This window comes from Kitasatospora sp. NPDC024654 (assembly GCF_055559155.1).
Window position 1 is genome coordinate 1 of record NZ_JBVHLF010000070.1, and the last position, 7,683, is coordinate 7,683.

Genomic DNA, 7,683 nt, shown 5'->3' on the forward strand with positions numbered 1-7,683 from the left:
GCTACCTCACCCCACTCGAGATCCGACAGCGACACCAGCAAGGTCACGCCTTGGCGGCGTAAACGGACAGTGTCCAACCGCAGGGTGGAACTTCATCCGGAGCCTGGTGCGGTTGTACTCGACCTCGATGAAGCGGAATACGTCGGCACGGGCCGCTTCGCGGCTCTCCCAGACGGTGGTACTGATCTCCGCCTTCAGTAAGCCAAAGAAGCTCTCGGCTGCGGCGGTATCGTAACATATGCCGGTTCTGTCCATGCTCTGTCTCAGATTCAACTTCCTTATCTCCCGGCGGAATTCACTGCTCGTATACTCGCTTCCGCGGTCGGTGTGCATGATGCGGCCGCGCTGCAGGCCGGCGCGACCGGCAGCCGTCCGCAGGGTGTCGGTGACCGGTTCGGCGCGGTGGTGGTCGGCCATCGCGTAGCCGATCACCTCGCGGGTCGCCAGGTCGATGACCGTGGCCAGGTACCACCAGCCGTCGATGGTGGGCGGATAGGTGCCAACGGTGAATGACTCCACTCCGCCCTCGGCTACGTCCCGCCCGACGAGTACGAGCGGGCCTACCGGGCGAGCCTGGAGCCAGTCCCGCAGACCGCTTGATCACACGATCGCGGACTCCACGAAACTCGGGGCAGCTCAGTGTGGAACCGTGGTCGCTGTCGGTCACGTCTCTTGTGCTGTGTCCTGTGGTGTCCGCGGGTCAGGGGTCTTCCTTGGCGTGCCGTGCCCCCCCGGTATCCGGTGGGGGTGTGTTCGGCACTACGCTCTGGGCGATGCCGGGCCGCTGACCTGGCGGTACTGGAACTTGATCTGATGGGGGCCTGATGCGTTACCTGGTACGCGATCGTATGTTCGCCTTTCATGAGGAGGCGTGGATCGAGACCGAGCACCGGGAGAAGCTTTTCAAGGTCAACCGGAAGTTCCTGCGGTTGCGCAATACCTTCGCCCTGGTGGACACCCGTGGCGAGCATGTCGCCAGCATCGTCAAGAAGGCCTTCACTTTCCACCACACGCTGTTGATCAAGCAGGATGGTCGGCTCGCGGCGAAGATCAGCAAGCGGGCGTTCACGTTGTTCGGTGACCGTTTCAAGGTCCGTCTGTATGACGGGCGGCGGTTGCGGATAGTGGGCAACCTCTTCGACCGCGAGTTCGACATCCGGCACGAGGGCACCACGTTGGCGCACATCTCCCGGCGCTGGTTCAGCCTGCGTGACGCGTACGCGGTCGACGTGATGGCCCAGCAGGACGCGGTCCTGCTGGTGATCCTGGCGGTGTGTGTGGACCACACCCTGCAGGACCTCAAGGGTGAGAAGCTCACCAACCTGTGAGCGTCCGCGGCCGGGTGGCTGCTCGGTGGGCGGGCTGGGGGGTGGGTGTGCGTGGCTCGCTGGGCGTGGGCCACGCCTTGTGGGGCCTTGAGGTGGGGAGCTCGCCAACCTGTGGGCGTCCGCGGCCGGGCGGCTGCTCGGTGGGGTGGGGGCGGAGCGGTCACCGATCCCGGGCATGACCCCAGCTCGGTGACCACCCGCCCGGATACATCGAGGATGCCGGCCGGTGTCTGGCATCGGCTTGATCCTGGCGATCCCCTCGTGCGGTGGCCTTTGGTGGCGGTTCGGTGGGGGTGGTGGGCGTTGCCTGTGCTGGGTGCTGGGTGCTGGGTGCTGGGTGCTGGGTGGTGGGTGGTGGGTGGTGTGGTGGCCGGGTTTGCCGGTGAGGCGCTCGGTGGTGCTGGTGGTGGTGTCGTTGGTGGTGTTGGGTGCTTGGGTGTTGGTGGGGTGAGGGGGCGATGATGGTCGGGGGGTGTCTGGCCTGGGGGTGGTGGTTGTCAGGTGGGTCTGCTGTGGGGGCAGTGCGTCAGGGTGGTGAGGTGGTCGTCGCGTCGTGGGCAGGCTTCGGTGAGGAGGCCCAGGCCGATGCCGAGCATCCAGATGTCTTTGCTGATCGGTAGGCCTTGTGGGGTGGGCCATATGCTGCCGGGTTGGCGTAGCCCGGGGGTGCGGGCGTAGAGGCCCAGCAGGCCGCTGGAGAAGCCGGTCAGGGCGGCGCCGGCGATGGGGGCCGGGATGAAGGGGGCGAGGAGGAGGGTGCCGGTGGTGATCTCGGTGGTGGCCAGGAGGCGCAGGAACCGTTGGGGGGAGAGCCGGGTCAGCCAGGGGTAGGCGGTGGTGGCCATGGCGTGCACGGCCTGGGCGGTGGCTTGGTCGCCGTGCCACTTCTCCCACCCGGTGTGCAGGACGTAGGCGCCGGTGGTCCAGCGTGTGGGCAGTTCACGAAGCCGCATGGGAGGTCCTGTCCCGGACGCCCGTGCCGGCCCCTGTGGTCGGGCGGGCGGCCGTCAGCGCTGCGGGGTGGCCCGGAGCGGGTTGCGGGCCCTTGCCCATCCAAGTGTGGGCCGCCCCGTCCCGACCCGCTCGGTGCCCGCCCGTCGCCTGCTCGGTGCCCGTGGGAGCGTGTGTGCGGGAGTGCCCCGCTTGGTGCTCGCGGGATCTCTGCTGCTGTGTTTGCCCGTAGTCGCCCGGTGCCCGTCTGGCAGTGCCCGCGGCCCGGGGGGACCGTCCGGGGTGGGCCTGCCGGGAGGGTCCGGTGCCGGGTCTGCGCTGTTTGCTGCTCGCGGGGGCGTTCAGCGTCGCTTGCTGGGAGTGTCCACCGCCTGTTCGTCGCCTGCTTGGTGTTCGCCCGGCTGTTCGCCCGGTGCCCGTGGGAGCGCGCCTGTGAGAGCGCTTCGTTTGGTGCCCGCCTGGCGCCGCCTGTTGGGGGTGCGTGGGGGCGTCTACCGGGAGCAGCGGGGGTGGGGGGTGCGGTTCGCGGGGTGGTCTGGTGTTCGTTCGTGGGGGGTGGTCGTGGTCTGTTCTGTGCTGGTGGGTGGGGTCGCCGGGTGGCTGTTCACTGTTGCTCTGGTGGCTGCCGTGTGGTCGGGGCGGGGGCCGGTGCGCGGGGGGAAGGTGAAGGGGGGATACCGTCGTGTGGTGCTTCGTATCCTCTTGACGAGGCGGTGGGTGATCTTGACCCTCGTCTTCTTCGCGATCATCCCCGCTCTGATCTGGCTGGGCCAGTGGCAGTACCACCGCTACGAGCAGTCCAACCGGCAGAACGCGAGCATCGCCGCGGCTCTGGCTTCCCCACCGGTGGCCATGGAGGCCCTTTCTCATCCTGGTGGCAGTGTCCCGACCTCGCAGACGTACCGGACGGTCACGGCCACCGGTCACTACGATGCGGCGCACGAGTTCGTGGTCCGCCAGCGCACCGACGCTTCCGGTGACAACATCGGCTACTACGTGATCACCCCGCTGGTCACCACGACCGGTGATGTTGTCCTGGTCAACCGTGGGTGGGTCGCTTCCGGGGCGGACGCCACGGTCTATCCGCAGGTACCGCCCGCTCCCGCCGGGCAGGTGACGGTGACCGGCCGGCTGCGTCCGGACGAGACGTCCAAGAGCACCGGGATCCGTGACCGTGGTGGCCTGCCGGACCGGCAGTACATGTTGATCAACAGTGCTCAGCAGGCGCAGCGGCTGTCGGTGCCGGTGGTGGCCGGTTACCTGGAGCTGACCGCGACCAGCCCGACCCCGCCGGCCTCCGAGGAGGCCCAGCACGTGCCGAGCCCGAGCAACACGGACACCAGCGATGACGCGGTCGTCGGTAAGGGTGTCCACCTGCCCTACGCGATCCAGTGGTGGCTGTTCGCCGCGCTCGTCCCGGCGGGCTGGGTGGTTCTGCTGCGTCGTGACCTGCGCGAGGCACGGGAGGCCGCCGCGGCCGCCGCCGGGGCCGGGGCCGGGGCCGGGGCCGGGGCCGGGGCGGATGATGATGGTGAGGCGTCGGGGGAGGAGAGCGCCGAGGCGGGCGACCAGGCGCGCGCCGCCGCCCCGTAAGCCCCTCTGGGCGGGTGGCCGTCGTGGGGGGTGTGTGACGGATCCCGCTCGGGCGCGCTGTTCCCTTGGCGCCGGCCCGGGGGAGCTGCGGCCGGCGAGGGGGAGGGGATGTCGCGCCGTTCGCGGGGCGACACCGGCGCCCGCCGGCGGCCGGGGCACCGGGTTGCCGTGGCCGCGCACCGGCCTCTTCGCGGTGCTGGTCGAGGCGTGTGCTGTGGAGCAGCGGCCTGCGCCGGGAGACTGGCGGGAACTCATCGCGTTCCAGGGGCCGGGCGGCGTTCTCGCCGGGAGGCCCGGGCGGTGAAGCCGGTGTTCGTGGACGGACTCGCCGTGGGGGTGGTGCGGGCCGTGGCGGGCGGAGCCGGCCTGCTGCTCACCGTCGTCCGGCCCGTCGGTGTTCGGCCGGGCGGCGGGGCGTTGGGTGTGCCGGTTCCCGGCTCGTGTCTCGCGCCTGTCTTCGCCAGCAGGCGCTTGGCCGCGCCCGGCGCTCAGGGCGTCGACGACCTGGAGCCAACCGAGGCCAACCGGGGAGTGGGGTCAGCTGGGGTCAGCTGGGGTTCAAGGGCGATCTGGCTGCTGGTCAGGCGGTGCTCCCGGGGGTGCTCCTGGCGGGTGTCGCGACCCGGTTGGGTGGCCGCTTGGGCTTGCCCGTCCAGGTGGCGTCGGCGCCGGTTGGGTGCCTGGGCCTGGCCGTTCACGGTCTTTGGTGCGTTGGTGGTGCCGTGCCCGGTGGGGCGGCGGTTTCGGGTCGAGGCGGTGGGCTGGTGGTGGCCCGCTCGACGGCGGGGCTGGCAGGCGGCGGCCGAACTGGTCGGCTTCCTCCAGGCCCGTTCGGCACCGGTGTTCACCGGCTTCGGCAGCGTGGCACCTGGTGAGGGCGGGTGGCTTCGCGAATTGGTGGCCGCCGCGGTGAAGGGGGGCGGGGTGCGCGTGGTGGTGCAGGTGGGGTGGGCCGGGCCGGGCCGGGAGGATCGGGTGACGAGGTCCCGGCCGCCGGCGACCTGCCCCATGACCGGAGCTGTCGGTGACCTGCCCCATGGCCGGTTCTTTCCGGCACGGCCGTTGTCGTCCGCCGTGCCGCAGCGGGTACCACCGCGGTCGGCCCGCGGGCCAGGGCCTGGCCATGCCCGTCCGCGTTCTGGCCGGCCGGCTGTTGTGGGCGGCCGGCTGTTGTGGGCGGCGCGCCCGCACCGGCTGGCAGTCGGCCCCTGGGTCACCGCCGCCGTTCGCGGACCTCGCCGCCGAGTGCCTCGCCGCCGCGCTCACGGCCACCGGCGTGCCGAGGCGGTTCGTCGTCGTGTGCCCGCCGCCGCCCGGCGCAGGCGAGGCGCGACGGCGCTGGTGCTGTCCTGTTCCGCGGCGTGGAGGAGCTCGGCCGCTGACCCCGGAGGCACCCTGACCCGAGAGGCCCTTGATCACCGTGCCGCTGGAGCGGACGGGGCCGGCGGTGGACGTGGTGCCGCCGGAACACCTGGACGGTTCGAACGTCGTCGTGGGTTCCGATCCCGCCCGGGGTCGTGGACGAACGCCGCCCGGAGCCGGGTGCTGGCCCACCTTCCGTGGCTGGTGACGCTCGGTCAGATGGCCCGCGTTTGGTGAGGCCCCACCAGCGGCCGTACAACTGTCGGATGCCATCGAACGCCCTGCGCCGCCGTTACCTCGCCGCCTGTGCCGCCGTGCCCAGCTACCCGGAGGTCGGCGCCACCCGGTCGGCCGCGCTGCCGCCGGGCTACCTCTGGCTCCGCCGCCGGATCCACCTCGGCCACGGGCCCGCGGTGCTGGAGCGCGCCGGCGCGTACGTGCTCGGCTGGGGAACCCAGTTGGGCTCGGGCTTCGCGCTCTACCCGCCGCCCGCGCGGATCGCGGCCGGCGTCACCGTGCTGCTGCGGATCGGCCTGCCCGGGCTGCGGCTGCCCCGGCTGGTGATTCCGTGCCGGGTGGTGTGGGCCGTCGAGGAGCCCGACCGGGTCGGTTTCGCGTACGGCACGCTGCCCGGGCACCCGGAGTGCGGCGAGGAGTCCTTCGTGGTGAGCATGGACGCCGGTGGCGAGGTGTGGTTCGAGGTGACCGCGTTCTCACGGCTGGCGGCCTGGTACGCGCGGCTCGGTCGGCCGGTGGCGGCGGTGCTGCAGCATCTGGCGATCGAACGGTACCTGCGGGTGGTGGCGCGCGCGGCCACGGCGAGCTGAAGACCTGGGGCCATGGTGAGCCGAACGCCTGGGACCATGGCGAGCTGAACGCCTGGGGCCATGGTGAGCTGAACGCCTGGGGCCAGGGCGAGCTGAACGCCTGGGGCCATGGTGAGCTGAACGCCTGGGGCCATGGTGAGCTGAACGCCTGGGGCCATGGTGAGCTGAACGCCTGGGGCCAGGGCGAGCTGAAGACCTGGGGGCCATGGTGAGCCGAACGCCGGGGACCATGGCGAGCTGAACGCCTGGGGACAGGGCCGGCGGTTCGGGGTGGGGCGTGCCGGGGCGGACCGTGGCCGGCACCGGTGGTGCGCGGCCGGTCGGCACTCACCGTGTGCGGCCCACGGGAGTCGAGCCGGAACCCGACCTCGTGAAAGCGGCTCCACGGGGGTGATCCCGTGACGCGCGCCGGGTCGGCGGCCGGGGCACCGCCGCCGCCCGGATCTGGTGGCCGGGGGGTGGCCCCGTCCTCGGCTCTGGTGGTCGGGGTGGTGTTTTCGGGGCCTTGGTGGGGTGCCGGTCCGGCAGCCGGCTGGGGGCGGGCTTCAGGTGTGTGCGTCGAGGCGGGTCTGGCAGGCGGTCACGATGGCGGGAGTGACCTCGGTCATTCGTTCACGCCAGCCGACGTTGACGTTGACCTCGCAGATCGTGAAGCTCCCGTCCTGTTCGAACAGGAGGTCGATGCCGGCCACGCCCAGTCCGAGGGCCTTGGCGGCCTGGACGGCCAGTGTTTCGCCGGCCGGGTAGCGGCCCAGGCAGAGGTCGGCGGTGCCGCCTTGGGCGAGGTTGGAGCGCATGTCGCCGTTGTGGGCGGTGCGGACCTGCGCGGCCACCGCCTGGCCGTCGACGACCACCACGCGCAGGTCGCGGCCGTGTGAGTACGCCACGTACCGCTGGAACAGGTAGGGGGTGTCGGGGCGCAGGTTGCCGTGGATGGCGTGGAGGAGGGCGGCGTCGGGGGCGAGGAAGACCTGTTGGCCGCGTTGGCCGCGGACGGCTTTGACGACGCAGGGTTCGGGGACGCCGGCGCGCAGGACCTCGCCCAGGGGTGCGTCGGCGTAGCTGCGGGTGTCGGGGACGGGCAGCCCGGCGACGGCGAGTTGTTGCAGCTGCCAGAACTTGTTCACGCAGGCCAGTACCGCTTCGACGGGGTTGAGCAGGTCGGTGCCCATGGCGCGTAGGTGGCGCAGCACGGTGATCTCCCGGTCGGTGCTCACCCGTGGGCTGGAGAGCCGGGCGTAGGCGACTTTCGGCGCGTTCAGTGGACGTCCGGTGAGGTCGTGCAGGGTCAGGCGGCCGCCCTGCACGCCCAGCAGGAGCTCTTCGGTGCCCACCACGGTGTAGCGGCGGCCGAAGGCCTGGTCGAAGGCGGCGGTCAGCTCGCCGAAGATCCGCCGGCCGCTCAGTCCGGTGCCCAGGAGGAGCCATAGCTCGGCGTCGCTGCGTGGGGCGTGTGGGTGATCGGCGGTGACATCGGCTGGGGCCACTGCGCGCCTCCTTGCTCTGCGTGGGTGAGGGCCGGGGCCGGCGGTCGTGGGGGGGGGGGGGGGGGGGGGGGGGGGGGGGGGGCCCAAGCGGATCCCCCACACAAGGGCAAGAAACAAGGGGGGGCGCGAAGACGG

At 71.7% G+C, this 7,683-nt stretch carries 6 protein-coding genes; 3 read left to right on the forward strand and 3 right to left on the reverse strand.

Annotated features, from left to right (window positions below; all coding sequences use genetic code 11):
* Positions 1–6: 6 nt before the first annotated feature.
* Complete coding sequence (locus tag ACZ38L_RS30005; protein ID WP_465699088.1) at positions 7–519, reverse strand: DDE-type integrase/transposase/recombinase; 513 nt, start codon at positions 517–519, stop codon at positions 7–9.
* Between the two features lie 305 nt (positions 520–824).
* Between ACZ38L_RS30005 and ACZ38L_RS30010 the strand changes: the two genes are divergently transcribed.
* Positions 825–1,328 carry an LURP-one-related/scramblase family protein gene (locus ACZ38L_RS30010; RefSeq protein ID WP_465699090.1) on the forward strand — a complete coding sequence of 168 codons (504 nt, stop codon included), beginning with the start codon at positions 825–827 and terminating at the stop codon, positions 1,326–1,328.
* Positions 1,329–1,825: 497 nt separating this feature from the next.
* Here ACZ38L_RS30010 and ACZ38L_RS30015 read toward each other — a convergent pair whose 3' ends face one another.
* Positions 1,826–2,281, reverse strand: a complete 456-nt coding sequence (locus tag ACZ38L_RS30015; protein WP_465699092.1) for a hypothetical protein — start codon at positions 2,279–2,281, stop codon at positions 1,826–1,828.
* Positions 2,282–2,966: 685 nt separating this feature from the next.
* Between ACZ38L_RS30015 and ACZ38L_RS30020 the strand changes: the two genes are divergently transcribed.
* The gene (locus ACZ38L_RS30020; protein ID WP_465699094.1) at positions 2,967–3,872 is read left to right on the forward strand and encodes an SURF1 family cytochrome oxidase biogenesis protein; all 906 of its coding nucleotides are present in this window, start codon (positions 2,967–2,969) and stop codon (positions 3,870–3,872) included.
* Between the two features lie 1,628 nt (positions 3,873–5,500).
* A complete protein-coding gene (locus tag ACZ38L_RS30025; RefSeq protein WP_465699097.1) occupies positions 5,501–6,061 on the forward strand; it encodes a DUF1990 family protein in 561 nt (186 codons plus the stop codon).
* A 545-nt stretch (positions 6,062–6,606) separates the two neighbouring features.
* On the opposite strand, the gene ACZ38L_RS30030 is transcribed toward ACZ38L_RS30025, so the two are convergent.
* Entirely contained in the window at positions 6,607–7,548 is a 942-nt protein-coding gene (locus ACZ38L_RS30030; protein WP_465699099.1) for a RimK family alpha-L-glutamate ligase, read from the reverse strand.
* Positions 7,549–7,683: the final 135 nt, after the last annotated feature.